23 protein-coding genes are annotated in these 25,611 nt (G+C 39.4%); 5 read left to right on the top strand and 18 right to left on the bottom strand.

The features are described 5' to 3' along the window. Nucleotides 1-72 precede the first annotated feature (72 nt). Genes FFM66_RS06900 through FFM66_RS06890 form a run of 3 tightly spaced genes read right to left on the bottom strand, consistent with a single transcriptional unit; the run spans nt 73 to nt 3,162 of the window. Nucleotides 73-1,194: a PIN/TRAM domain-containing protein gene (locus FFM66_RS06900; protein WP_048604600.1), complete on the bottom strand. Its 1,122-nt coding sequence runs from the start codon at nt 1,192-1,194 to the stop codon at nt 73-75. A gap of 58 nt (nt 1,195-1,252) precedes the next feature. After that, entirely contained in the window at nt 1,253-2,623 is a 1,371-nt protein-coding gene (radA, locus tag FFM66_RS06895) for a DNA repair protein RadA (RefSeq protein ID WP_048604601.1), read from the bottom strand. A gap of 23 nt (nt 2,624-2,646) precedes the next feature. After that, entirely contained in the window at nt 2,647-3,162 is a 516-nt protein-coding gene (locus FFM66_RS06890) for a dCTP deaminase/dUTPase family protein (RefSeq protein WP_137605424.1), read from the bottom strand. A 548-nt stretch (nt 3,163-3,710) separates the two neighbouring features. On the opposite strand from FFM66_RS06890, the gene proB reads away from it, so the two are divergent. Together proB and FFM66_RS06880 are read left to right on the top strand one after the other, a co-directional pair. Continuing rightward, nucleotides 3,711-4,511 carry a glutamate 5-kinase gene (gene proB, locus FFM66_RS06885; RefSeq protein WP_048604603.1) on the top strand — a complete coding sequence of 267 codons (801 nt, stop codon included), beginning with the start codon at nt 3,711-3,713 and terminating at the stop codon, nt 4,509-4,511. Nucleotides 4,512-4,513: 2 nt separating this feature from the next. After that, nucleotides 4,514-5,761 (top strand): glutamate-5-semialdehyde dehydrogenase, encoded by a 1,248-nt coding sequence (locus FFM66_RS06880; RefSeq protein ID WP_137605423.1) that lies wholly within the window; start codon nt 4,514-4,516, stop codon nt 5,759-5,761. Between the two features lie 49 nt (nt 5,762-5,810). On the opposite strand, the gene FFM66_RS06875 is transcribed toward FFM66_RS06880, so the two are convergent. After that, nucleotides 5,811-6,236: a GNAT family N-acetyltransferase gene (locus FFM66_RS06875; protein WP_137605422.1), complete on the bottom strand. Its 426-nt coding sequence runs from the start codon at nt 6,234-6,236 to the stop codon at nt 5,811-5,813. 131 nt (nt 6,237-6,367) lie between these two features. On the opposite strand from FFM66_RS06875, the gene FFM66_RS06870 reads away from it, so the two are divergent. Then, the gene (locus FFM66_RS06870) at nt 6,368-6,562 is read left to right on the top strand and encodes a hypothetical protein (protein ID WP_048604606.1); all 195 of its coding nucleotides are present in this window, start codon (nt 6,368-6,370) and stop codon (nt 6,560-6,562) included. Between the two features lie 67 nt (nt 6,563-6,629). Here FFM66_RS06870 and FFM66_RS06865 read toward each other — a convergent pair whose 3' ends face one another. Next, nucleotides 6,630-7,448 (bottom strand): ZIP family metal transporter, encoded by an 819-nt coding sequence (locus FFM66_RS06865; protein ID WP_048604607.1) that lies wholly within the window; start codon nt 7,446-7,448, stop codon nt 6,630-6,632. Nucleotides 7,449-7,778: 330 nt separating this feature from the next. Here FFM66_RS06865 and FFM66_RS06860 point away from each other — a divergent pair, with 330 nt between their 5' ends. Beyond that, nucleotides 7,779-9,401, top strand: a complete 1,623-nt coding sequence (locus FFM66_RS06860) for an ABC-F family ATP-binding cassette domain-containing protein (RefSeq protein ID WP_048604608.1) — start codon at nt 7,779-7,781, stop codon at nt 9,399-9,401. Between the two features lie 116 nt (nt 9,402-9,517). On the opposite strand, the gene FFM66_RS06855 is transcribed toward FFM66_RS06860, so the two are convergent. The 8 genes from FFM66_RS06855 to rbsK are packed head-to-tail and all read right to left on the bottom strand — an operon-like array spanning nt 9,518 to nt 17,566. Beyond that, the gene (locus FFM66_RS06855) at nt 9,518-10,786 is read right to left on the bottom strand and encodes an ABC transporter substrate-binding protein (RefSeq protein ID WP_137605421.1); all 1,269 of its coding nucleotides are present in this window, start codon (nt 10,784-10,786) and stop codon (nt 9,518-9,520) included. Between the two features lie 20 nt (nt 10,787-10,806). After that, nucleotides 10,807-11,901, bottom strand: a complete 1,095-nt coding sequence (locus FFM66_RS06850) for a glycoside hydrolase family 172 protein (protein ID WP_137605420.1) — start codon at nt 11,899-11,901, stop codon at nt 10,807-10,809. Between the two features lie 43 nt (nt 11,902-11,944). Further along, the gene (locus FFM66_RS06845) at nt 11,945-12,766 is read right to left on the bottom strand and encodes a carbohydrate ABC transporter permease (protein ID WP_137605419.1); all 822 of its coding nucleotides are present in this window, start codon (nt 12,764-12,766) and stop codon (nt 11,945-11,947) included. Continuing rightward, on the bottom strand, nt 12,763-13,713 hold the full coding sequence (locus FFM66_RS06840) for a carbohydrate ABC transporter permease (protein WP_137605418.1): 951 nt from the start codon (nt 13,711-13,713) through the stop codon (nt 12,763-12,765). Before FFM66_RS06840 ends, FFM66_RS06845 begins: the two co-directional genes overlap by 4 nt. A 54-nt stretch (nt 13,714-13,767) precedes the next feature. Continuing rightward, a complete protein-coding gene (locus tag FFM66_RS06835; protein ID WP_137605417.1) occupies nt 13,768-15,030 on the bottom strand; it encodes an ABC transporter substrate-binding protein in 1,263 nt (420 codons plus the stop codon). A gap of 1 nt (nt 15,031) precedes the next feature. Continuing rightward, on the bottom strand, nt 15,032-15,634 hold the full coding sequence (locus tag FFM66_RS06830) for a KpsF/GutQ family sugar-phosphate isomerase (protein WP_137605416.1): 603 nt from the start codon (nt 15,632-15,634) through the stop codon (nt 15,032-15,034). Continuing rightward, entirely contained in the window at nt 15,635-16,633 is a 999-nt protein-coding gene (locus FFM66_RS06825) for a LacI family DNA-binding transcriptional regulator (RefSeq protein ID WP_137605415.1), read from the bottom strand. A 9-nt stretch (nt 16,634-16,642) separates the two neighbouring features. Continuing rightward, on the bottom strand, nt 16,643-17,566 hold the full coding sequence (gene rbsK, locus FFM66_RS06820; RefSeq protein ID WP_137605414.1) for a ribokinase: 924 nt from the start codon (nt 17,564-17,566) through the stop codon (nt 16,643-16,645). A 366-nt stretch (nt 17,567-17,932) separates the two neighbouring features. Between rbsK and FFM66_RS06815 the strand changes: the two genes are divergently transcribed. Further along, the gene (locus tag FFM66_RS06815; protein ID WP_161526738.1) at nt 17,933-18,919 is read left to right on the top strand and encodes a LacI family DNA-binding transcriptional regulator; all 987 of its coding nucleotides are present in this window, start codon (nt 17,933-17,935) and stop codon (nt 18,917-18,919) included. A 58-nt stretch (nt 18,920-18,977) separates the two neighbouring features. Here FFM66_RS06815 and FFM66_RS06810 read toward each other — a convergent pair whose 3' ends face one another. From FFM66_RS06810 to FFM66_RS06790, 5 genes are all read right to left on the bottom strand, one after another. Continuing rightward, on the bottom strand, nt 18,978-19,847 hold the full coding sequence (locus tag FFM66_RS06810) for a DegV family protein (protein ID WP_137605412.1): 870 nt from the start codon (nt 19,845-19,847) through the stop codon (nt 18,978-18,980). A 214-nt stretch (nt 19,848-20,061) separates the two neighbouring features. Further along, nucleotides 20,062-21,354, bottom strand: coding sequence for an adenylosuccinate synthase (locus FFM66_RS06805; RefSeq protein WP_048604610.1), 1,293 nt, complete (start codon nt 21,352-21,354; stop codon nt 20,062-20,064). 212 nt (nt 21,355-21,566) lie between these two features. Continuing rightward, nucleotides 21,567-22,928 (bottom strand): replicative DNA helicase, encoded by a 1,362-nt coding sequence (dnaB, locus tag FFM66_RS06800; RefSeq protein WP_048604611.1) that lies wholly within the window; start codon nt 22,926-22,928, stop codon nt 21,567-21,569. Nucleotides 22,929-23,174: 246 nt separating this feature from the next. Continuing rightward, nucleotides 23,175-23,624 (bottom strand): 50S ribosomal protein L9, encoded by a 450-nt coding sequence (gene rplI / locus FFM66_RS06795; protein ID WP_048604612.1) that lies wholly within the window; start codon nt 23,622-23,624, stop codon nt 23,175-23,177. Then, on the bottom strand, nt 23,621-25,573 hold the full coding sequence (locus FFM66_RS06790) for a DHH family phosphoesterase (RefSeq protein ID WP_137605411.1): 1,953 nt from the start codon (nt 25,571-25,573) through the stop codon (nt 23,621-23,623). Before FFM66_RS06790 ends, rplI begins: the two co-directional genes overlap by 4 nt. Between the last annotated feature and the right edge of the window lie 38 nt (nt 25,574-25,611).

The following is a 25,611-nucleotide window of genomic DNA, read 5'->3' as shown; positions in this document are numbered from 1 at the left end:
TTGTACAATCAATAAGCCAATTAGTAAAGCCAACCGACCAGCAAAACTAGAACAACCGGCAAAACGACTGGATCAGCCGTTTGCCTCTTTTTTATTATCAATTCCCCGACCAGAATGGGCCGGTTTTGCAAAAATCATGCGACCAGCAGCCGTTTGCAAGGCGCTGGTGACGATTACTTTGATTCGTTCATTCATATAGTGCTGTCCGTCTTCCACCACGACCATCGTGCCGTCATCCAGATAAGCGACGCCTTGTTGGCGCTCTGTTCCGGCTTTGACTACCAGAACTTCCATTGCTTCCCCAGGAATAACCACTGGTTTGACTGCATTAGCCAATTCATTGATGTTCAGGACCGGCACATTTTGAAACTCAGAAACTTTATTTAAGTTGTAGTCGTTTGTGACGACCACCCCATCCAATAATTTTGCCAGCTTGATCAGCTTACTGTCAACTTCATTGATTTCTTCAAAATCTCCATCGTACATTTCAACGGAAATCCCATCTTCTTTTTGCAACGCATTTAAAATATCCAGCCCTCGGCGCCCGCGAACCCGTTTCAAGCTGTCACCAGAATCTGCAATATATTGCAGTTCGTACAAAACAAAATTGGGGATCAAGATCGTTCCTTCTAAAAAGCCGGTTTTGGCGATGTCGTAGATACGCCCGTCGATGATGACGCTGGTGTCTAAAATCTTATACCGTCGAAAAGAATCTTCCGCTTTACGTTCCAGTACTTGTTCGCTGCCTTCGCTTTTTTTGTTGCGCGGAGCAAAAATTTTCTTCCATTCATCAATGCGGGTCGTTCCGATTCGAAAACCCAAATAGCCGAACAATATCATCAGGATAATCGGTACTACACTGTTGATAAAGGGAATTTGAATATTATAAAGCGCCATGGAGATGATTACACTGATCGTCAGACCGATGATTGCTCCGGCCGCTCCGAAAAGTAAATAAGTCAAACTCAGCTCGCTTAACTTTTCCTCGATTTTTTTGATTCCGGCTGAAACATATTTTGCCAACACTAAAGAAAATAAAAAGAAAATAAGTGCGCCTAACAAACTGTTGGTAAATGGATTGTTCAGCCATTGATTACTTGCCTGATCGATTGCCTGCCAAGCCAAGGGAAACAAAGAGATTCCTAAGCTTGCTCCGGCAACGACCATTAAAATTACAATGACGCGTTTCTGCATGGTCATTCCTCCTATTTTTGAAAAGGAACACGTAAAATCGTCTTCCTTTTCTTTTTTATCAACGAAAAACTTTCTTCAAGGTCTCCGATAATGTAGTGACTCCGACAACTTCGATTCCCTTTGGCGGCTGCCAGCCCACCAGATTATTTTTCGGTAAATACACTTTGGTAAAGCCTAGTTTTTGTACTTCTTTGACCCGCTGTTCGATGGCATTCACGCGGCGGATTTCACCGGTCAGACCGATTTCACCAATGAAGCATTCGGTGGGACTGGTCCCTTTTTCCTTGTAACTGGAGGCAATGCTGACGGCAATGGCTAAATCAATCGCCGGTTCATTCAGTTTGACTCCGCCGGCAGCTTTCAAATACGCATCCTGATTTTGCAGCAGCAAACCGGCACGTTTTTCCAATACTGCCATAATCAGGGAGACCCGATTAAAATCCAATCCGGTGGTGGTGCGCTTGGCATTGCCGAACATCGTCGGCGTGACTAACGCTTGAATCTCCACCAGAATCGGGCGGCTGCCTTCCATTGCTACCACGATTGCTGATCCCGTCGCCCCTTCCAATCGTTCTTCCAGAAAGACTTGGGAGGGATTTGCCACTTCTCGCAGACCATTTTCCTGCATTTCGAAAATACCAATCTCATTAGTGGACCCAAAACGGTTTTTGACCGCTCGCAAAATTCGGAAACTGTGGTGCTTTTCTCCTTCAAAATACAAAACCGTATCCACCATATGCTCTAACATTCGCGGTCCAGCAATTGACCCTTCTTTGGTCACATGACCAACAATAAAAATCGCGATGCCGTTGGTCTTGGCGATTTTCAGCAGTTCTGCTGTTGTTTCCCGTACCTGACTGACACTGCCCGCCACACTGGTGATATCCGGTTGGGTCATGGTTTGGATAGAGTCAATGATGACATAATCTGGACGAATATTTTCAATAGCTCGACTGATGTCGTGCATATCTGTTTCTGCGTACAAATAAAATTCGGTATCAATTGAACCTAACCGTTGCGCCCGCATTTTGATTTGTTCTGCGCTTTCTTCTCCCGATACGTAAAGCACCTTGCCGCCGATCTCTGCTAATTGCTGTGATACTTGTAGCAGCAACGTTGATTTTCCGATACCGGGATCACCGCCAATCAAAATCAGTGAGCCGGGAACCACACCGCCTCCCAGTACGCGATTTAGTTCCGCTAATTTTGTTTCCACCCGTGGTTCTCGTTTCGGTACGACATCTGCGATTTTGGTGGGTTGCATTTTTTGTCCGGTGATCGTTGTCCGTACCCGGCGATCTGTCGTATCCTGAGTGATTTCTTCCACCATGGAATTCCAGCTGCCGCAATTGGGGCATTTTCCTAAATATTTTGGGGAAACATAGCCGCAATTTTGACAAACAAACTGGACTTTCGCTTTTTTTGCCATTTTCAGCCTCCCGCTTTGTTCAGTTATTTATCGGATGAACCAAAGCCGCCTTGGCGCTGCGTCATCGTTTCATCTTGGTCTGCTTTTAGAAAAGGTAGAAAGATTCCTTGCCCGATTCGTTCCCCTTTTTTGATGGTCACATCCGTCAAACCAAAATTAAGAAATTGGAACATGATGTGTCCTTCATTGTCTGGATTATTATAATAATCGCTGTCAATGACTCCCACGCCATTTGCTAAAAGCAAAAAACGCTTCAAGGGATTGCTGGAACGATTGGCAAGCTGCAAAAATTCGTCTTCTCCCATATATGCTTTGATCCCTGTGGGTACTAACACGGGTTTGATTTTTTTCTGAAGATTTTCCCGATCCCCCAGCAACAGTTTAGCAGCATCCATAACTCCTGATTTCCAAATGCTGGGAATCACTGTTTCTGCGGCAGCTTCAAAGTCATAGCCCGCTGCGTGATGCGTTGCCCGTTTAGGCAAAGTGATCTCCGCCTCTTGATAGGTGGTAAGTATTTCAAAGCCTCGTTTTTTCATGGGTTCCTCCTAAAATTTCCTAGTGTAATTTTAACACAATTCACCACTGATTATGGGATTTATGCCAATTATTCTGTAAATTTACATAATTTCTTCACGAATGCCGGGAAAAGAAAAAATCCCCGTAAAAAACCACGATAGCAGGCAAGTCGACAATCTGAAAGAAACTACGCAGATCCTATTGGAAAAATTTTGAGAGATTTTTACATGATGAGAAAGGTGGGAGGCTCATCACTTGTCAAGTTGCAGAAATAGGGGAAATATGCTGGACTAGACAAGCAATAAGAAGTGCTTAAAGTACAGTCAACGAACCGCTAGGGTGTGAGACTAGCGGTCTTTAGTTACGTTCTATTGGATAGATTGACGGGCAGACTTGCTATTCTTGGCAATTTTGCGATCAAGCCATTTGTAAAAATAATGTGCGGTTATTTTTGCCAGAAATCCCTCGATTTTACTACCTTTTTTTTAACATGACAATAAAGATGAAAAAAAAGGCAAAAGCTAGTACAATAGTAAAAACAATATAGCTATCAGTTTGAGGTGGAAAGATGCGGGAATTTTTAAAAGAAGCACGGCGAATCGTAGTTAAAATCGGAACCAGTTCATTGATTTATCCAAATGGGAATATCAATTTGTCGGGAATCGACCAACTGGCGTTTGTTTTGGCCGATTTAAAAAATCAAGGAAAAGAAATTATTTTGGTTTCTTCTGGTGCCATTGGAGTCGGCATGAACAAATTACATATTGGGACACGACCGGCAGCCATTCCCGAACAGCAAGCCGTAGCCGCCGTCGGACAGGTAGAGCTGATGAATATCTACACTCAGCGTTTTGCCAGTTACAGCCAACAAACCGCACAAGTTTTGCTGACTCGCGATATCGTTGAATATCCTGAAAGCCGCAAAAATGTGATCAATACCCTCGAACAACTGCTTTACATGGGTGTGATTCCGATTATTAATGAAAATGATACTGTGTCGATTGATGAAATGGATCACTTGACCAAATTTGGCGACAACGATCAGCTTTCTGCCATCGTTGCGCAAATTCTAAAAGCCGATTTGCTAATCATGCTTTCAGATATCGACGGTTTTTATTCAGACAATCCCAGCAAAAACGCTGCTGCTAAACTGTACCCTCGCATTTCTTCCATCAATGAGACCTTGATGGATCAAGCGGGGGGCAAAGGCAGCCAATTTGGAACCGGTGGTATGCACAGCAAATTAAAAGCCGCCCAACGAATTTTAGAAAATCATCAAGCTATGATTTTAGCCAACGGCAAGCAACCCGCGATTATTTTTGATCTTTTAGCCGGCAAAGAACTCGGTACTTTATTCAAGGAGGAATAGGAATGACGCAATTAGCAGTTTTAGGCGCCCAAGCCAAAGAAAGTGCCTATCAATTAAGTTTGATGGATACCCCAAAGAAAAATCAGCTCTTGTTGCAAATGGCAGCTGATTTAGAAGCCAATACAAAAAAAATCCTAGCTGCCAACGCCAAAGATTTAGCCGTTGCCGATCAAAACGGTATCAAAGAAACGATGAAAGACCGACTGCGTTTAACAGATGAACGCATCGCCGCAATGGCAGAAGGCATCCGACAAGTAGCCCAGTTGCCCGATCCTATTGGTGAAGTCAACAAAATGTGGAAAAATGTCGACGGTTTGATGATCGGACAACAAAAAGTTCCTCTTGGGGTAATCGGTATTATCTATGAATCCCGACCAAACGTCACGACTGATGCTGCCTCTCTTTGTTTTAAAACCGGCAACGCCGTAATTTTACGTGGAGGAAAAGAAGCGTTCCATTCCAATCAGGTTCTGGTGGATATTTTGCAGGAAAGCCTGGCTGCCCAAAAAGAGAATCCTTATGCCATCCAATTTGTCGACGACACTTCCCATAAGGTCGCCAACGAAATGATGGGCTTGACGGATTACTTGGATGTGTTGATCCCCCGCGGTGGCGCAGGGCTGATCCGTCGAGTCAAAGAAACGGCTACTGTTCCGGTTATTGAAACAGGCACCGGCAACAATCATGTGTATATTGACAAAGATGCCCAACTAGCTATGGCGATCGATATTATCGTCAACGCCAAAACCCAGCGACCATCTGTCTGCAATGCCGCTGAAACCTTATTGATTCATCAAGCGGTTGCCGCCGAATTTTTACCACAAATCGAAGCGGCTTTAACAGAAAAACAAGTTGAACTACGGGCTGACGAAAAAGCCTTGGCTTATTTAAAACAAGCCGTTCCCGCAACAGAAGCCGACTGGGAAACCGAATTTTTGGATTACATTCTCGCAGTGAAAGTCGTTGATTCCGTGGAGGAAGCAATCGCACATATCAATAAATACAACACGAAGCACTCCGAAGCGATCATCACCGAGAACTACTCTGCTTCCCAAAAATTTCTGAAAGAAGTCGATGCTGCGGCTGTCTATGTCAATGCCTCCACCCGCTTTACGGATGGGTTCGTCTTTGGCTTTGGCGCTGAGATCGGCATCTCCACCCAAAAACTCCACGCCCGTGGTCCTATGGGGCTGGAAGCTCTAACCTCCACAAAATACATTATTTATGGCGAAGGACAAGTTAGAAAATAGGAAAAAGACCAGAAAGTTTGGCTAGTGTAGCCAACTTTCCGGTCTTTTTTTAAAACTCTTTTTCCAAACTTTGGCAAGGAACGCCGTCTTCTAAATACACCTCGCCGTAAGGCACATACCCCAACTTTTGATAGAAAGGCAAAGCCGTTAAATCAGCATGAATACTTGCTTTTTTTAATCCTTGAGCCAATGCATAGACTTCTAGCGCCTCAATAATTTGGCTGCCTAAATGCTGTTTGCGGTATTCCGGCAAGGTCGCAATCCGGGTCAGCCGAGCAGTTGTTCCTTCCTGCAAAAAACGACCGGTTGCGGCTGGTTTGTTTTCGTCATACAAAACCGCATAGATTGTTTCATCTAAATCATGGGCATCAAATTCTTCTTCCAGCGGAATTTTTTGTTCCAACACAAACACCTGCAGCCTTATGTAACAACTAGCCGCCCTCTGCCAACGCTGATTGCCTACAACTAACTTCATTTTTTCAGCCCTTTCTTTTTTTCTTATCATACCAAAGTCTGACAAATCGGGAAACCAGAATACTTCCCTAGACCGATGGCAGTCTTCGCTTTTTTTGTTATTCTTAAAAAAAAGGAAATGAGGAGAATACTATGAGTAATCAATCCACGCTTTATAAAGTTTTAGCATTCGTCGGCTTTTTAGTCGTTGCCAGTTTTTTATTAAAAATCGTTTTAGGTCTTGCCGGTTCTCTTATTTGGCTAGTCTTCAAAATTGGGATCCCTGTGGCAATCGTCTACTTCATTCTTCGCTGGTTGAGTAATCGCAACACGTCTCGCCGGTATTAAAAATTGAGATTCTTCCCCGAAATAAAAAAATCAGTCGATGTTCTATCGACTGATTTTTTTGTTTTTCCTACCCTAACGCTACATCCAAAATCATCATCACCATAAAGCCCAGCATCGTGCCAAAGACTGCAAAATGGCGTTTGCTCGAAGTGGTTTGCTGTGCTTCTGGAATCAGCTCTTCCACGACGACATAAATCATTGCACCGGCTGCAAAAGCCAAAGCATAAGGCAGAATCGGTGTCATTTTTGTCACCAAGATTGCACCGATAACGCCGGCAATCGGCTCAACGATTCCGGACGCCTGACCGTACATAAAGGATTTTCGACGGCTTAAGCCTTCTTGCCGCAAAGGAATTGAGACAGCAGCGCCTTCTGGGAAGTTTTGGATACCGATACCTAATGCCACCGAAATCGCCGCTAAAACGGCGGTTTGCGGATTAGGGGCGTTTACCGCCGCACCAAAGGCCACACCAACTGCCAACCCTTCCGGAATATTGTGCAACGTAATTGAAAATACCAATAACACCGTTCGTTTTAAATGACTGGGCAGTCCTTCTCTTTCTTTGTTCGGACCAAAGTGCATATGGGGCAACGTTTTATCCGCCACATACAAAAATAATCCCCCGGCACCAAAACCGATACTGACCACCAGCCAAGGAATATCCCCATTCTCAGCTGCACGACTGATCGCCGGATCTAATAAGGACCAAAAACTTGCTGCAATCATGATTCCTGAAGCAAAACCCAACATCATGTTCAATACATCCCGCTTGATGGTTTTAAAGAAAAAAACCAATCCCGCGCCTAAAGCTGTCATAAAATAGGTAAATCCTGTCCCCACCAAGGCTTGCTGCCATGGTGCCAAACTCAAAATCCAATCGATCATTACTCACCCTCCAAAACTATTCTTCTCCTTTATCATAGTTTGGCAGACCACTTTTTGACAATGATTCCGCCTTCAAAATAGCACAATCGCCTACTATCGCTATGATAATTTTCTATTTTTATGGTAAGCCTAATAAATTTATTTGTCAAACAAAATTTTTAATGGTTTGATACTTATTTTTCTGCTCTTTTTCTCTGGACCTTTTGAAAAAACAGGATCTGGTGATTTCTTCAGAAAATGTGAATTTACTTAAAGTTTGTTGAAACTTCCCATTTTCCCCGCTATAATGCTATAAGACTTGACAATAATAAGAAAAAGTGAGGATACCCATTGATTACAGTAAGTGACGTAAGTTTACAGTTTTCTGATCGTAAACTTTTTGATGATGTGAACATTAAATTTATCCCTGGCAACTGCTACGGCTTGATTGGTGCAAACGGCGCCGGAAAATCGACCTTTTTAAAAGTACTATCTGGCGAAATCCAACCTTCTACCGGAAATGTTACAATTGGTCCGGACGAACGGATGGCAGTTTTAAAGCAAAATCATTTTGACTTTGAAGATTATTCCGTAATCGAGACCGTTATTATGGGACACAAACGGCTTTATGACGTGATGAAAGAAAAAGATGCCATCTACATGAAAGAAGAATTTACAGACGAAGACGGTATCAAGGCAGCGGAATTAGAAGGTGAATTTGCGGAATTGAACGGCTGGGAAGCGGAACCGGAAGCTGCAGTTATGCTGCAAGGATTAAACATTCCGGAAGAGCTTCACCATTTGCAAATGAGTGAATTGACTGCGGGACAAAAAGTGAAAGTATTGTTGGCACAGGCACTGTTTGGCAAGCCGGATGTTTTGCTGCTGGATGAACCTACCAATGGATTGGATATCCAATCCATCAATTGGCTGGAAGACTTTTTGATTGATTTTGAAAATACCGTGATCGTGGTTTCCCATGACCGCCATTTTCTAAACAAAGTTTGTACCCACATGGCTGACCTTGATTTCAGTAAAATCAAATTATATGTCGGCAATTATGATTTCTGGTTGGAATCCAGTCAGTTAGCAACAAAACTGCAATCCCAACAAAATGCGAAAAAAGAAGAACAAATCAAAGAATTGCAAGACTTTATCGCTCGCTTCAGTGCGAATGCGTCGAAATCAAAACAAGCGACCTCACGGAAAAAAATGCTGGAAAAAATCACATTGGACGACATCCAGCCTTCTTCCCGCCGCTATCCTTTTGTCGGCTTCAAACCGGAACGGGAAATCGGTAATGATTTACTGCAAGTAGAAAATGTCAGTGTCACAATTGACGGCAAGAAAATTTTAGATAATATTTCCTTTACCCTGAACAAAGAAGACAAAGTGGCCTTCGTGGCAGACAACGATATCGTGACCACCACCTTGTTTAAGGTTATCATGGGGGAATTGACGCCGGATACCGGCAGCGTTCGCTGGGGGGTTACTACTAGCCAAGCCTACCTGCCTAAAGATACCAGCAAGGAGTTCGCCAACGAAATGACGATTCTGGATTGGTTGCGGCAATATGCAGCGAAGGAAGAAGACGACAATACGTTCCTACGCAGCTTCTTAGGACGGATGCTCTTTTCCGGTGAAGATGTCTTGAAACCGGTCAATGTCCTTTCCGGTGGAGAAAAAGTCCGTTGTATGTTGTCAAAAATCATGCTTTCAAAAGCCAATGTGCTGGTTTTAGATGATCCGACCAATCACTTGGATTTGGAATCCATCACTGCGCTGAATGACGGTTTGATGGCCTTTACCGGCTCACTGCTTTTCGCTTCCCATGACCACCAATTCATCCAAACCTTGGCAAATCGCGTAATCGCCGTTTCCAATAAAGGTGTGGTTGACCGGATGGATACTACCTATGATGAATTTTTGGAAAGTAAAGACGTACAGGATCGCGTTGCCGCACTTTATGCGTGATTTTCGTGTGTTACTATAAAAATGTACCCATTGGGTTTTGAAGGACCCGTAAAAGTTAGACAATAAAATCTAACTTTTGCGGGTCCTTCATGAATTCTCATCCAAAGGTATATTTTTTATTCTTTGGCTAAGGCAGCTTCTAACTTCTTCTGAGCTTCTTCTGCAGCCTTTGTTGGAGATGTAGCAAATAAAGCATTTTGAATCATATCACCAATAATATTACTTTCTTCTGGTGAAAGAGTTAATTCAGGAATCTGTGTTCCATAAATTTTATCAGTAACATCTTTAGCTAAATTTTGTTGGTAGGACTCAGGCGATCCGTCAATGATACTTCGGCGAGGGGAGTATGAAAATTTAGCCTCTGTATTCCATTTTGTACTACTCACACCATCTTCATCTAAAAACATATATTTAACAAATTCTGCTGCTTCATCAGGATGTTTACCTTTGGAATTTACTACGAAATTCCACCCTCCAGCAACCGTGACATCTTTTGCATCTAGTGATGGTTTAGGTAAAGGAATTACACCTATATTTCTATCTTTATACTCCTCATTCAATACACGTATACCTACCGTTCCTCCAATCCACAATGCTGTTTCATCATCACCAAGAATCCCTACGTCACCTGCTCCACGTGATGGTTTAACATTTGCACTTCCATCTTCAATAAAAGATCTCCAAAATGTTAGTGCTTTGATAACTTCAGGAGAATTTAAATTTGCTCTTCCATCAACGATGTAATTGCTATCTTGCTGCCAAATGAATGGCATTAAACAAAAATTTTGAAATGCTCCTTTCGTCATTTCAAAGGTAATACCTGCTCGTTCTGGTGTTGTAAGTTTTTTTGCTGCAAGAATTAATTCATCCCATGTTTTAGGAGGTGTTATATTAGCATTATCTAAAAGATTCTTATCATAAAAAAGAGCCACTAGATCTTGTTCTGTTGGTACTGCTAAAATATGGCCCTTTTCATCAGTAACAGAGTCGATAGAAGCTTTTGAATAATCCGCTAACACTTCTTTCGGGAAATATTTTTCCATTGGATAGGGAATTCCAGCATTAATAAATGTACTTATGGTTCCCGGACTTGCAACAAATATATCTGGTCCAGTTCCAGAAGTAAAAGCAGTTGCAAGTTTGGTTCCCATATATTCGTCTACTGGTACATTCGTTTGTGTAATTTCCACATTTGTGTGCAACGTCTCAAAATCTTTGATACGATCATTAAAAAATTTTTCCTCTCCACCACCCTTTGACCAAAAGTTCCAAAAACTTAATTGTATTTTTTTATCATTGTTCTCTTCAGTATTATTATTGCTACCACAACCAGCTAAGCTAAAGAAAACTATTACTATTAAGAATCCCCAAACACTTTTTTTCATGTCTTTACTCCTTAGCCTGTTTAATAGTTAAAAAAATCTTCTGTTTCTGATTCTTTTGGTTCAATGATATCTGATAAAGGCAATCTGCCTGTTACACCTATGATTGGTAAAAATTCTTTATGAGGTTCGGTCTGATACCAATACGCAGTACTACTATAATCATCACTTCGATGGTTATTATGACCGTGTTCGATAGTAACTTTTATTGATTTATCAAACATAACAGGGTCTTCTATATGATAACGATAGGTCGATATTTTTCCAGCCCAATTTGGATCGCCACCAAGTATCAACCCAAAGTATGGGCTATTGTATTCCTGCGTTGGACACCAAGCCGTATTAAAATAATCTTCCATGCCAGTTCCATGTAGAGAAGGAGGCCATTCTTCTCCATCAATGAATATCATGTCATCGCCTTCACCGTACCAGTTCCATTCATTCGTAAAACGCAAATTGTGAATATTCAAGTTACATCCAATATAATGTCCCTTTCCTTCCGCTTCTAGTAGTACATAATTATTTTCTCCAGAGGTATTTTTACCTCCAAATTCAAAATAGGCATTATCATTATTTTCATCTTTTAATCCTTGAGTGACTTCTCTATGCCAATGTGCATGAAATCGCAAGTTCGTATCAACGTTTTCCTCATATTCTTCATAATCAATGTAGTAATAAAATTTTAATGGTCTTTCTGATTCGCACTGAACCTCGATGACTGCTTTTTCATTAAACGGCATTGGAAGAAAACAATTCAAAGCCTGACCATTTTCAGGACCCATCTGAAATGGTGCTGAAACAAAGTTCTTAGTAATTCCATGTCCCATGCCAAAAAAATCACCTATAGGAACCTCTACGCTAGGGTTCTCTTCTCCATCCCAATACATTCTCAAAATAATCTTTCTATATAGATAGTCCTCCATCATATTTTCTAACGGTGCCATAGTTATCCAAATATGTGTGATGCAACCTGGTTTATTAATATTAGCAAGTACTTTTCTGTCATTTGGATAAAGTTTGAGGAAGTCGCGGTTTCCTCCGGTGACATCATAACTAGAAAAGCGTTTTCTTTTACCTGATCTTTCTTTACAAATATCTCTCAATGAGCTTCCTAACATAATATCTCTCCTCATATATATAAATTTACTGTATATTCAACCACTATTCTTTCATACCAGATGTTTTTATCCCATCTTTAATATAATTTTGGAATAGGAAAAATAAGATAACCGTTGGTAATGCGGCTATTACTGCTCCAGCCAATATAAGATTCCAAGCAGTTGTGTGTTCCTGCTTAAAGTTTGCCATTGCAACTTGAATTACCCATAAATCTTGACGCTGAGTAACGATCAATGGCCATAAATAGGTATTCCAGTTAGTAACAAAGAATGTAATTGCAAGAGTTACGGTAATTGGTTTGGAAAGCGGCATATATATTTTCCAAAAAATTTTAAAATTAGATAACCCATCAATTCGTGCAGCTTCCATCAATGAATCTGGAATATCCATAAAAAACTGTCGATATAAGAAAATACCGTATGCATTAGGCAATAATGGAAGAATAACTGCCCAAAGGGTATTCATTAATCCCATCCCTTTTACAATCGTAAACAACGGAATCATGATTACCGCAAAAGGAATCATCATCGTGCTCATAAACCATGCAAAAACAAGTTTTCTTCCCGGAAATTTAAGCTTTGCTAAGGCATAACCAGCCATTGAATGGAAAATAAGCGCAGTTATTGTAATTGTTATAGCAATGATAAAAGAATTTATCATACTCCTAAAAAATGAACCATTCGCAAAAACTTGTCTAAAATTTTCAAATGTTAACGTTTTAAAGTTAGGAATCAAAGACATATTAAATATTTCATTGTTCGGTTTAAAAGAGCTTAGAACCATAACGTAGATGGGGAATAGAAACAATAAAGCAAGCAGTACTGCACAAATATTAATAATAATTTGTTTTCTTCTACTTCTCATTTTTTCTTCCCCCTTTTGTGTTTAACCATATCAACTTTATCATCTCTCATTGTTTTAAATTGGAAATATGATAGACCCATAATCAATAAGAATAAGGCAACCGCCATTGTAGATGAATATCCAAAATCGTACATTGTAAATGCTTGATCATAAATTCTAAATACTGTTACTTCGGTGGCTTTTGCTGGTCCTCCGTTTGTCATAATTTTGATTTGGTCAAAAACCTGAAAAGATCCAATCGTCGTCACAACTAAAATAAAAATTGTTGTATTTTTTATTTGAGGAAGAGTCACATGAATGAACTTTTGAAATGAACTAGCTCCATCTATTTCTGCTGCTTCATAATATGTTTGAGGTACATCTTTCAGTGCAGATATAAAAATAACCATATTATATCCAACGATTAGCCATACTCCGACTGCTACGACACTTAAAAGTGCCTGATTCCTATCTGCTAAAAAATTTTGGTTTGGAATACCCAAAAGATTCAATATTTCATTGAAATAACCTCTCTTTGGAGAATACATAAATGTCCATACTAATGCAGCAACAACAGTTGAGATTGAATAAGGAATAAAATAAGCCATACGTGCAAAAACTTCTAATTTTCCTTTCAAACTTGTTGTAATTAATGCCAATCCCAATGAAACAGCATAAACTGCTGGAATATAGATAATTGCATAAGTAAATGTGACTTTTAGTGAATTAAAAAAATCGCTATCTCTAAGTAGTCTTTTATAATTATCCAATCCTATAAAACTCATTTCAGTCAAGCCGTTCCATTCATGAAAACTAACATAAATAGCATATAGCATAGGTATAAAAACAAATATTGCTAATCCTAAAATATCTGGAAGAAGCATTAAATAGGCCGTTAGGCTTTCTCCTAAAGTTTTGTTTATACTTTTCTTAGTTTTTTTTTGCTTTTTTTGTTCTACTTTTTGCATTGTTCTCCCCCCTTTATGGAGGTCAAAATTTATTTGACCTCCATAATTCAAAAATTAATTACTTTCGAAATATTCCGTTAATTTTTTATCTGCATCTTTAGCCGCTTGTTCAGGGGTATCACTAAATAAAGCATTTTGAATCATATCTCCAATAATATCGGATACCTTGGGATCCATTGATAATTCAGGGCGTTCAGTGCCGTAAATATCATTTGTAAAGTTAGCACGTAACCCTTTTTGATAGATATCTTCAGCATTTTTAATAACTGATTTTCTAGGAGAATAGGAAAATTTCACTTCTGTATTCCATTCAGTGCTGTTCTTAGCATCCTTATCAAGAAATAACCATTTAGCAAATTTTGCTGCTTCATCTGCATGCTTACTTTGAGAATTGACAACTAATTTCCAACCGCCTGCAACTGAAGTAGGCATCCCATCCTCTGGAATAGGTAACGGAACTACACCAACATTGGTATCTGCATAATCGTCTTCCAATGCTTTAATACCAAAACTTCCGCCAATCCACATTGCAGTTTCTTCATCTCCCAAAATCCCCACATCACTAGCAAAACGAGAAGGCTTTAGGTTAGCGCTGCCGTCATCAACCATTTTTTTCCACAAAGTCAGAGCATCTATTACTGGTTTAGTATTAAGCAATGATTTTTCACCATCGAAGAAATCCCCACCTGACTGCCATACAAATGGCATGAACGAAAAATTACCATATGCTCCTTTCGTTAAATCGTAAGTAATTCCCGAAATTTCATCCGTAGTTAATTTTTTTGCTGCTGTTATCATTTCATCCCAAGTTGTTGGTGGTTGGATTCCAACTTTTTCAAACATGTCTTTGTCATAGAACAAAGCCATTAAATCTTGCTCAAATGGTATAGCAATGATTTTTCCATCTTTTGTAACATCTTTAATTGATTCTTCTGAATAATCTTTTAGTACTTCTTCATCAAAATATTTATCGAGAGGATAAGTAATACCTGATTCAATAAACGTATTAATTGTACCTGGACTTGCACTAAAAACATCTGGTCCTTCACCTGTAGCAAAGGCAGTAGTTAATTTAGTACCGGTATAGTCATCAATTGGAATATTTTTTTGAACGATATCTATAGATGGATTCTTTTCTTCGTACTCTTTAATTTTTTCATTAAAAAATTTCCCTTCTCCACCTTCACTGGTCCAATGGTTCCAAAATTCAATTTTAGTTTTGTCACTGCTAGAAGAATTTTCTTTTTTATTACCACAAGCTCCTAAAAGTAGTACAGCTCCAACAATTGTAACAAATGATAATACTTTTTTATTCATTTTATTCTCCTCCTGTTTTTTCTAATTTTTCTCCAAGGGACCCCCCAGGATGATAAAGATGAAAATCATCACTACTAAAGTTAGCAGATTCGGATAAGGTAACACCTAAGCTATCCCCTAAAGCCAACATAATAATAGCACTCGTTGTGGGAGCCAAATTCAATTGATCTGCTTCATTTTCATAGCTGTAAGCTAAAGTAAGATCGCAAGCATGTGCCAAAGAGGAATTTTTTTTTGAAGTAAATGCTATCTTAAAACAACCGATTTTACTTAATGACGGAATTACTGCTAACACCTCTCTCGTTTCTCCGCTGTTTGATAATAAAAAAACAACATCCTCTTTATTAACCATTCCCAAATCACCATGTACTGCTTCCGTGCTATGAACGAAAATCGAAGTAATTCCTAAACTTGAGAAAGTAGCAGCTAATTTTTGTCCGATGTGTCCAGATTTACCCACACCTGTAAAAACAACCTTTCCTTTTCTTTTTTGAACAGCATGTACTACTTTCAAAAACTCCGAATTAAGATTGTCTCCCACTGACTTTAGCGCCCGTTGCTCGGTATCAATTACCGCTCTTGCTCGATCCAATACATTTTCCATCTAACTTCCTCCTTGAATAACCGTTTTCATAACTAACCTAGTTTGATTTTCGTAGTATTTTTTTTCATTCATTCTTATTACTAATTTTGCTGCTTCAATTCCAATCTCTCTTGGTTCTTGCTGCACATAGCACAAAATAAAATTTTGAAATAAATTTTGAAACTGAATCTTACCATAGGAAGCAATTTTATATGATTCGCGTTGGTCTTGTGGAAGTCTTTCATAAATAGCTTTAATTATTCCAGTAGTCATTGCATTGTTAAGTGAAATAATATTGCATCCATTTGGAAATCTATCTATTATTTCTCTAAATAAAATTTCTCCTCCTTTTTCAGTGTAGTTCCCATCTAATATGGAGTAATCCTCCCCCACTTCCTCTAAAGCCGAAATAGTTCCACACAATCGATCATTTCCAACTGATAAATTCTGTAACCCATTTACTATAACTATTGGCTGTGTAACATTCTCTAAAAATTTTTTTGTCAATTTATAAGCATTTTGGAAATTAGCCTCCCCAACAAAGCTTATATTAGAAGCTTTTTCAACTTGTCTATCAATTGAAATAATTTTCAATCCTGTAGTAGCTAACTCTTCAATAAAAGAATCATTTTCTCCGGTAGTAGCTAAAATAACGGCTTCTACATTGTTTTCGAGAAATTTTTTCAAAATATTTTTTTCATGTACTGGATTATCATTTGAACTAGCTATATAAAGTACATACTTCTGTTTGCTAAACGTATCCTCCAGCCCTTTTATAATTTGCATAAAATACTCATTTGTAACATTAGGAATTACGATTCCCACAATGTTGCTGCTATTCCTCTTTAAATTTGAGGCAGTCATATTTGAATAATAATTCGTTCTTTTTATTGCTTCTAAAACCTTGTTTTTATTATCTTCAGAGACCGTACCGAGATTATTTATTACTCGTGAAACAGTAGCAATTGATAGCTGTGCTTCAGTAGCAACATCTCGAATTGTTGTTCTTTTTCTTTTCATCACAATACCTTAAATTAATATTCTGTTTAGATTTACAAGATCTTTCTTCGTTGGCAAAGACTTAATTGCTCCTGATTTTGTTACAGTGAAAGCTCCTACAGTATTTGCCAATAGTAAGATTTCTTTTTTATTCATATTATTTACAAGACCATAAGCTAACGCACCATTAAATGAATCCCCTGCAGCTACAGTATCAACAGGCTCCACTTTGAATGCACCCATTTCGGTTATTTGAAAATTATTGTCCATCCATAATGCTCCTTTTTCACCGAGAGTGACAATGACGTTTTCAACTCCCATTTCTATTAATAATCGTGAGGATTCGATTACATCCTTCCTTGTTTTAATTTTTTTATCAGTTAAAATACCAAGTTCTGTTTCATTAGGTGTTAAGTAGCTAATTTTTTGTAAAATGTCCTTTTCTAATAAAACGGCCGGGGCTGGATTCAACAAAACTTTTATTTGATTTTTATAGGCAAACTCAATCACTCTTTTTGTTACACTCAGATCCATCTCTAATTGCAAAACTAGTAATTCTGCATCCAAAATAATCGACTTTACTTCATTAAAGTCATCCATTGAAAATTGCAAATTTGCTCCTGGAACTACTATTATTCTATTGTTACCATCTTTATCTACCCAAACACACCCCACACCTGTTGATGACTTACTCGTAGATAACATATATTCTGTATCTACTCCTACTCTATTTAAGACCTCTTTTGCCTCAATACCAAAATCATCTTTTCCGACCATTCCAATAAAAGTAACTTCTTCTTCTAACTTTGCAATAGTTGCCGCCTGATTAGCTCCTTTTCCTCCAGCATTCTTATCAAAATCAACGCCAATTAGTGTTTCACCATTTTCAGGTAAACGGGTTGCTTTTGTCAGAAGATCCATCATGAAGCTTCCTAATATAACAATTTTAGCCATTAAATACCCCTCCAAGTAAACGTTTACTTACGCTTTTAAAAAAAATATGATTTGCTTTTTCCACAAGTAAACGTTTACTTGTGGAGGCTTTTAGCAAGCAAACGCCCACATTCCATTGAAAGCGTTTGCTTTTTACAAAATTAATAATACAGTCTCTCGTTTAAGAATTCAATACGTTATTTTTGTTTCTAATTTGTTTCTTAATTTAAATTTCATTATGTGTATATACTTTCATACCTCAATAAAATATTTTATAATTGTTTAGAAACGTGTTTTTTATTGTTTTTAAGTCCGCTTAGTTGTATTCTATATGATGTAATAGTAAACGTTTACTTAAAAAGTATTTTTAACCTAAGGAGAAAAACATTGAACCGAGTTACGATTAAAGAAGTTGCTAAACTTGCAAATGTTTCGATTGCAACAGTCTCACGAGTCATAAATAATATAAACACGGTAACTTCTGAAAATAAGGAAAAAGTTAATGCAGCAATTGAAGAATTAAATTATTTTTCAAATAAAACTGCTGCAAATTTAAAAAAAAATAGTAGTAATATTATTGGAATAATTATTCCAACATTGGCAAATGAATTCTTTATGCAGCTGATTAAAGGAATTGAGGACCATTTTAACCGTTCAGATTATGTTTTCTATATTGCTAGCTCTGATGATAACCCTCAAAAAGAAGAGTCCATTTTACGTAAATTATACGAAAGTAATGCTGAAATAATTGTCTTAGCTACTATTGGCTATAATGAATCATTTATCAAAGAATTAGTAAAAATGGGAACAAAAATTATCACAGTAGATCGCTTAATAGATATTAAACCGCGAATAGATTTTGTTGGAGAGTCAAATAATAAATCTGCTTATGAACTGACTATTAAATTTTTGGAAACAACTACTGTTAAAGAAATTGCTTTACTTGGTGGTTATGAATATCTTTCTATCGGGTATGAGCGAATTCAGGGCGTAAAAAAAGCTTTGGGAGAAAAAAATATTCCTTTTCACTATTACGATGGACAATATAACGAGAAAAATGCTAAAAAAATATTTTCAAAAATTAGAACTGATTTTCCTAATGGATGTGGTATTATTTCATTAAGTAATACCATGACTTCAGGTATAATTACAGAAATGTATGAAAATTTTAGTGATAAAGATCGTGTACTTTATCCGATAGCTTCCTATGGTCAAATTACTTTTCAACAGATTTTTTCTAAAAATATTATTACCTTTGTAAAACAAAATCCTTATGAATTAGGAATTGAAGTTGCCAGTTTGCTTCAAGAAAAACTAGAAATCACTGATTCAAATACCGTTGTTACTAAAATTCTAACTAATATAATTGAATAAAAAAATCTTGTATCCTCAGACTAACTGTTTAAGAGGATACAAGATTTTTTTATTCAACTTAATCCACGCGCACTTCACCAAAGGAAAAGACAGCGATACAGCCGTAGCCGGTATGACTGGCGATGGTTGGTCCCATCGGCAGCAGCTTCAATTCTTTGATGGTTATTTTTTGTTTTAGCAGATCTGCCACTTTTTCAGCACTTGGGCGATCTCCGGAATAGGCGATATAAATGATTTGATCTTCTTTAGAAGCGATGCGATTGATGGTTTCGTCCGCCACTTTCTGCAAGGATTTGTTCCGTCCCCGCACTTTGTCCACGTTTTTTAAATGCCCCGTAGCATCCACATGAATGATCGGTTTGACATTCAATAACCCGCCGACTGCCGCTGCGGTTTTTGAGATACGTCCGCCTCGTTCCAAATGTTTCAAATCATCCACGGTTACCCATGATTGCAGGTTCATTTTGTTTTTTTCGACCCATTGTGCTACTTCTTCCAAAGTTTTGCCTTGAGCTTGGCGTTTTTGTGCTTCCATGACCAGCAGTCCCTCACCGGCACAAGCCGCCAATGTGTCAACGACAGTAATCTGTACTTCCGGGTAGTCTTCTTTCAGCAAAGCGACTGCTTGCAAGGCGCTATTATAAGAACCGCTCATTCCAGAAGAAAATGCCAAATACAAAATCGGTGTTTGTTGTTCCACATAAGGACGGAAAAATTCCACGTAGCGACCGACATTGATCTGTGTTGTCGTTGCTTGGTGATTGGCTTTTATTTTTTCAAGAAATTGTTCGTAATCAAAGGTCTTACCAAGATCGTCTACATATTCTTGTCCATCCATTTCAATCAGCATGGGAATATAAGCAACCCCGACTTCTTCCAACTGTTGAAAAGGAATGTCGCAGCATGAGTCAGTAATGATTTGGTACATAACGATGCCTCCTATTTTGGTGATCCATTTTCCTTTTAGAAAATTTAGTTTGATTTTCGCATTTGTCTCTCCTTCACGAAACCTTCTCGGTGAAGTTGTATCCACTTAAATCTATTCCCATTTTATCATAGAATAGCAATAAAAAAACAAAAAGAGTCGCTGACACCGTTTTTTTTACGGAATCAGCATCTCTTTTTGATCGATTTATTGCTGCTTAGATTTGTGCCCAGACACTTTCCAAAATATTGGTTTGAGTACGGTCGGGTCCAACAGAGAAAGTCGAGATGCGTACACCGACTAATTCGGACACCCGTCGTACATAATTACGGGCATTTTCAGGCAATTCACTTAGTGTTTTACAGCTGGTGATATCTTCACTCCAGCCAGGAAGTTCTTCGTAGACTGGTTTGCACCGTTTCAATTCCTTCAAACTTGCTGGGTAATGATAAATTAATTCCCCGTCAAGTTCATAAGCCGTACAAATTTTAACAGTTTCTAATCCGCTCAGGACATCAATCGAATTCAATGACAGATTAGTGATCCCGGAAACTCGTTTTGAATGGCGCATTACCACGGAATCAAACCAGCCGACACGACGGGGACGTCCTGTTGTTGTCCCGTATTCGCGGCCGACTTCCCGAATGCGTTCGCCGGTTTCATCAAATAATTCAGTCGGAAATGGACCATCCCCCACTCGTGATGTGTAGGCTTTGCAGACGCCAACAACTTTATTGATTTTTGATGGACCAACGCCGCTGCCGATGGTTACCCCGCCGGCTACCGGATTGGAGGAGGTCACAAATGGATAGGTTCCTTGATCGATATCCAGCATTACCCCTTGCGCGCCTTCAAATAACACCCGTTTACCTGCATCAAGAGCATCATTTAAAATAACTGAAGTATCGGTGACATATTTTTTGATTTGTTGACCATATTCATAATATTCTTCAAAAATTTCTTCAAAAGTGATTGGTTCTGAATCAAACATTTTCACGAATTGACGATTTTTTTCTTCCAAATTGATCCGTAACCGTTCTTCAAAAATTTCTTTATCTAATAAATCGGCAATCCGAATCCCCACACGAGCGGCTTTATCCATATACGCAGGTCCGATCCCTTTGATGGTGGTACCGATTTTATTGTCGCCCTTCGCATCTTCTTGTAATTGATCCAATTTGATATGGTAAGGCAAGATAACATGCGCCCGATCAGAAATCCGCAGATTGTCGGTTTGCACCTTGTGTTCTTTCAAATAGTTCAATTCGGTCACGAGGGATTTCGGATTAACCACAACACCGTTTCCGATTACGCTGATTTTATCTTTGTAAAATATCCCGGACGGAATCAAATGCAATTTATAGGTCACACCGTCGAATTTGATGGTATGTCCGGCATTGTCTCCTCCTTGGTAACGAGCGATCACTTCTGCATTTTCACTTAAAAAGTCTGTGATTTTTCCTTTGCCTTCGTCGCCCCATTGTGTTCCTACTACAACTACTGATGACATTCGAACACCTCATTCTTTCTTCTTGATCCTGAATTATTGTATCAATAATCCTCCCCTAAGGCAACTAATAATCGAATATTCGTTTTAATTTTATTAATTAATCTAGTAAAACACGAACATTATTTTGGATTGAGTCAAAAAAACCTTTTTTTCATGAATAATCAAAAAAATTGCAGAAAAAAAGCAGAAGGCCGCAACCTTCTGCTTTTGGCTCAAAATTCTTCTCTTGGTGACAAGGAGGAGAATTTGTTGTACTCCTTGATAAATAACAATTCTACCGTCCCCCGTGCCCCGCTCCGGTTTTTTTCAATGATGACTTCAACGATATTGTCGTTGTGGGCTTCTTCAGGGGCGTCCTCTTCCCCGTCTCGTTGGTAGTAATCCTCCCGATACAAAAAGGCAACGATATCCGCATCCTGCTCGATTGATCCGGATTCACGGATATCACTCAACACGGGGCGTTTGTCCTGCCGTTGCTCCACACCCCGTGAAAGCTGGGACAAGGCGATGACAGGTACTTTTAATTCTTTGGCTAATTTTTTTAGTTGCCGGGAAATTTCGGAAACTTCTTGTTGGCGGTTTTCCCGACCCGTTCCTTCAATCAACTGCAAATAATCGATTAAAATCAGTCCAAGATTTTTCTTTTCTTGGGCTAATCGGCGACAACGGGCACGAATCTCCGAGATTTTGATTCCGGGAGTATCATCGATATAAATATTGGCCTTGGATAAACTTCCCATGGCAATAATCAAATTACGCCATTCTTCTTCCGTCAATTGTCCAGTACGCAAATGGCTGGCTTCAATCGATCCTTCCGCACAAAGCATCCGCCGTACCAAGGACTCTGCCCCCATTTCCAAACTAAAAATAGCCACGGAACGATCGGTTTTTGTACCGATATTTTGCGCAATATTCAAAGCAAAAGCTGTTTTTCCGACAGCTGGTCGGGCAGCAAGGATAATCAATTCTTCTTCCTGCAATCCTGCTGTCATTTTATCTAATGCTGGGTAGCCGGTGGGAAGTCCCGTGATTTCTTCATTATTTTGCGCCAATTGATCGATGTTTTCGATGGCTTGTGTCAGTACATCTGCAATCATTTGGAACCCATTGCTGTTGCGGCGCTCGGAAACCTCTAAAATCCGTTTCTCTGCATTTTCAACGATAGCGGAAATATCACCGCTTTGTTCAAAGCCTTCTGTAACGATTTGATTGGCTGCTTGGATCAGATTACGCAAAAGTGCCTTGTCGCTGACAATTTTCGCATAAAAGCCGATACTGCCGGCGTAAGGCGTTGTCTGGCTCAACTCCACCAAATAACTGACACCACCGATATCCTCCAGCGCATTGCTTTTTTCGACTTCCGCCTTTAATGTCACTACATCGATCGCTTCATTGCGGTCGCTTAAATTGATCATTCCTTGAAAAATGATTTGATGCCGTCTTTGATAGAAGTCTTTGGCTTCAACGACTTCCATCGCATTGATCAATTCATCTGGTTCAAGAAAAATTGCTCCCAAGACAGCTTGTTCTGCTTCAATGTCTTGCGGCGGCATCCGATCTTGCCATTCTACCATTGTGTTCTCCTTATTCGTTTTAAAGTATTAAATTTTCTTTACAGAAAATTTAGTCTGTTTCTCATGCCCTATCCCCATTCCACTAGACACTGTACATTAGTGGAACTGGCAGGTTTGCGTTACTAGGAAAAATCAGTCTTTTAAAATCATTTCGGTCTACTAATTCTACAAGATATTTTAGGAAAGCACAATATAGGCCCAGAAGGAAACTTCTGAGCCTGTAAGCTGTTGTTTTCACTTGGTTACTTATTCTGCCACATGGACTTTCAGGGTCGCTGATACTTCAGGATGTAGCTTGATTGGAACTTTTGTATAGCCTAGTGTCCGAATGGGATTCGCCAATTCGAGTTTACGTTTGTCAATTTTGACATCGTATTGCTTTTTCAGACCTTCTGCGATTTGTTTTGAAGGAATCGAGCCAAAGAGACGGCCGTCTTCTCCTGCCTTTGCTTTGATTTCTACCACTGTTTCTTCTTTTTCAATAAAGGCCTTCAATTGATTGGCTTCTGCCAAAATTTCTGATTCATGTTTTTCTTGGGCTTTTTTCTTGCCCTTCATTTCCGCAAGACTTTCCGATGTCGCTTCTTTTGCCAGATGATTTTTCAGCAAATAGTTTTGTGCATATCCGGTTGGTACTTCTTTGATGTCGCCTTTTTTGCCTTTGCCTTTGACATCTTCAATAAAAATTACTTTCATTCCGTGGTCCCCTCTTTCACTTGGTACTCTTTTAATTCATTATATAACATTGTTTTCACTTCGTTAATCTTTTTTCCGGAAATTTGTGTCGCTGCGTTGGTAAAATGTCCGCCGCCCCCTAGTGTTTCCATAAGTTTTTGGACATTGACTTTGCCACTGCTGCGGGCGCTGATTCCCACTTTGCCGTCCTCACGTTTCGTGATGACAAACGCAGCTTCCACGCCATTCATTGAAAGCAACGTATCTGCTGTTTTTGCGGCGGTAACGCTGTCGTACAGCTTTTCTTCCGATCCGCAGGCAACCACGATACTGGTGGTAATAAATTCACTGCTTGCCACCATCTCACTGATTTCCAAGAAGGACGTTAGATCGGTACTTAACATGTACTGGACGATTGCACCATCTGCTCCGCTGTCTTTTAAATAACTGGCAACGTCAAAGGTTCGGCTGCTGGTTCGTACCGCAAAGCTTTTCGTGTCCACAATCATTCCTGAAAGCAGGAGTGTTGCTGTTATTTTATCAAGTTTCTTCTGACTGTTGCTCTCGTATTGGATCAATTCGCTGACTAATTCCGAGGCAGAAGATGCGGAAGATTCAATATAGGTCAATAACGGTTTCGACGGAAATTCATCCCCTCGTCGATGATGATCGATAATCACGACCTTTTCAAATTGCTCGTAAAGAGGTTGCGAAATCGAAAGAGAAGGCTTGTGGTAATCCACCATAATCAGCAAACTATCCTTGGTGATTTGCCCCATCGCCTGTTGTACCGTAATCAGCTTGGCTTCCAGCTCTTCATGTTTATGGATTTCCTCCAGACAACGTTCCACATCAGGAATCAGCTCATTTTCGTCAATCACAATATAATTGGTCTTGCCTTGAAAGTCCGCCAAACAAGCAACCCCAAAAGCCGAACCGATTGCGTCCATATCTGGAAAACGGTGACCCATAATATAGATGTCATTGTTTTCATTGATAATATTTTTCAGCGCCGTACTCATGGCACGAGAGCGAACACGTGTTCTCTTTGCAGTGCCGGCAGTATTGCCGCCGAAAAATTTCGGTTTGGCTTCGTCCAACGCTTCTTTGAGAACGGTTTGATCTCCCCCACGCACCAATGCCATATCCAAATTATTTTGGGCAACTTCCCCAATTTTCACCAACGATTCTGAACCATACGCTACACCAATACTGATGGTCAATGGTGGTGCCTGTTCTTCCGTGGCTTTGCGGATTCGCTCCATCAAAGAAAATTCATCCTGTGCCATTTTATCGATGTCTTCATTGTGGGCTACAAAAAAATAACGTTCCGCATTCAGGCGTTTATAAAAAATCTGATATTCGTTGATCCAATCAGAAATAACCGTGGTAATCAGGGAATTCAAATAAGAAACTTCCTTATCATCCATTTTATCCACGACGTCGGTATAATTATCTACCGAAATAATTCCGATTCCCGGACGAATTGCCAATTGTTTCTTCTTTGCCCGTTCCTGATCCGTGACATTGTATAGAAAAAGAATTCCTTTTTTTCGATCCATGGAATAGGTATATACATCATCTGGTAAATGCAGCAAGCCCTGTTCCTTATTGTGATTCAGCAAATTGACCAAATAGTCCTGCCAAACAGACTTGCTGTACTTGTGCAGCAGTTGCAGCGCATTTTGGTTCATCCATTCTACCTGCTGATGCTCATCATAGATAAAGATCAAGGAAGGTGATTTCTCAGATAAATATTTGGAGTTTTCCTGCGCAACTCTGGCAGACATTCGGATACTCTCCTGCTCACTGATTTGATGCCATCGGCGCAAACGAATGTGCATTTGAAAAAGAAAAAGATTGGCAACAATCACGATGCCAACTGCCAGCCATTTATTGAGAAACAGGAGACTCAGGACCTGCAAGAGACAACAAAGCAAAGCAAGTTTCCCAAAAACTTCTTTTTTCATAGATAACTCCTCACTACAACTCATTTCATCTCTTTTAT

It is taken from the genome of Enterococcus songbeiensis, assembly GCF_005405265.1.
In the GTDB taxonomy this organism is placed as follows: domain Bacteria; phylum Bacillota; class Bacilli; order Lactobacillales; family Enterococcaceae; genus Enterococcus_C; species Enterococcus_C songbeiensis.
This window is presented reverse-complemented; position numbering and strand designations above follow the sequence as displayed.